The 1,363-nt window shown below is 60.4% G+C and carries 1 protein-coding gene and 2 pseudogenes; 1 reads left to right on the top strand and 2 read right to left on the bottom strand.

Going from position 1 to position 1,363, the window contains the following annotated elements; translation table 11 throughout:
• Positions 1–509, top strand: a pseudogene (locus IE101_RS19635) (IS5 family transposase); the annotation flags it as partial.
• Between the two features lie 38 nt (positions 510–547).
• Here the strand turns inward: IE101_RS19635 and IE101_RS19630 are convergent.
• Together IE101_RS19630 and IE101_RS19625 are read right to left on the bottom strand one after the other, a co-directional pair.
• Positions 548–700, bottom strand: a pseudogene (locus IE101_RS19630) (IS3 family transposase); the annotation flags it as partial.
• Positions 701–952: 252 nt separating this feature from the next.
• Entirely contained in the window at positions 953–1,195 is a 243-nt protein-coding gene (locus IE101_RS19625; RefSeq protein ID WP_229804339.1) for a winged helix-turn-helix transcriptional regulator, read from the bottom strand.
• Between the last annotated feature and the right edge of the window lie 168 nt (positions 1,196–1,363).

Raw genomic sequence — 1,363 nt, 5'->3', positions numbered from 1 at the left:
TGAACCTGCTGGTGGACAGCACCGGCATCAAGTTCCTCGGCGACGGCGAGTGGCAGGCCCGCAAGCATGGTGTCCAAGGAAGACGCCAATGGCGCAAGGTCCATCTGGCCATGGACACCGCCACATCCGACATCCGCGCGGTCGAGTTTACCCCAAGCCGGGAAGGCGACAGCCCCGTCTTGCCAGACCTGCTGGACCAGATCCCAGACGACGAAGACATCGGCACCGTGACCGCAGATGGCGCCTACGATACTCGCCGCTGCCACATCGCCATCATCGCGCGCGGTGGCACCGCAATCATCCCGATCCGCAAGAATGGTCGACCGTGGAAGGAGGATTGCCCAGCTGCCCAGGCCCGCAACGAAACCCTCCGCGCCACACGCCACTACGGCCGCGCGTTTGGGAAGCGATGGACAGGATACCACGCCCGCAGCCGCGCCGAAGCCAAGATGCGCTGCCTCAAGTCCTTCGGCGACCGCATCGCCGCGAGAGACCCTGACCGACAAACTGAACCGCGCCGGGTTTGCCGGAGGCTGATTGGTCTTAGTTATGCGGCCATGGCTTCAGTTTCCAGAGCTGCGTAGAAATTGGCCTCTGCTTCGGCGGGCGGGATATTCCCGATGGGTTCAAGCAGGCGGCGGTTGTTGAACCAGTCGACCCATTCGAGGGTTGCGTATTCGACGGCTTCGAAGTTGCGCCAGCCAAAGTCACGCCACCGCCATGACTTTCCTCAACGATGCGGATTTTCTCGTCATCCGTCCAACGCCGACGACGGCCGGTATCAGAGACCGACAAAACTTGAATACGGCGAATGTCTTCGTGTGCGTCCATAAGGACACTCGATAAACGTTCAGCCCGCTCAACAGCCAGACGGCCTCCGCGAATGCTTACGCTCAACCCACGCCGAAAGGCGTAAATCAGCTACCGGCTCCGGTCGCGGCTGGATAAAAGTTCAGTGGCAGGTCAGCCGCTGCTTGCGCGACTTGCCCCCCTCGGTCTTCAGCCAGCCCGCCAACTTATCGGCAAAAGGGTCAATCTTGCTTGGACGTTCCGGCGTCGCGAACTTTGGCTCGATCGTGTTCGCCGCCAAATGCTTGGTTACGGTATTGCGCGACACACCCGTTAGCCGCGCAATCTCGCGGATCGAAAGCTTCTGCCGCTTATGCATCCGGCGAATGATGTTCAAAAGTCCCATGTGGATCACTCCGTTGCCCCCGCCGCTCTCAGCTTCGGGGAAAGGTTCACATGGCTCAGTTCTCAGTGAAAATTATGCGCCTAACCGGCTCAGTTCTGGGTAAAAATCAACAGTGACGGCTTATGCCGCCGCGACCGGAGACTGGTAGACCCCGCCCTTGGCCATCAG

Origin of the sequence: Gemmobacter lanyuensis, assembly GCF_014652355.1 — a bacterium.
GTDB classification, from domain to species: Bacteria; Pseudomonadota; Alphaproteobacteria; order Rhodobacterales; family Rhodobacteraceae; genus Gemmobacter; species Gemmobacter lanyuensis.
This window is presented reverse-complemented; position numbering and strand designations above follow the sequence as displayed.

What these genes read in the sequence shown, in the direction of transcription:
- IE101_RS19625 (WP_229804339.1), bottom strand. Translation starts at nt 1,195, where the DNA reads ATGGGACTTTTGAACATCATTCGCCGGATGCATAAGCGGCAGAAGCTT.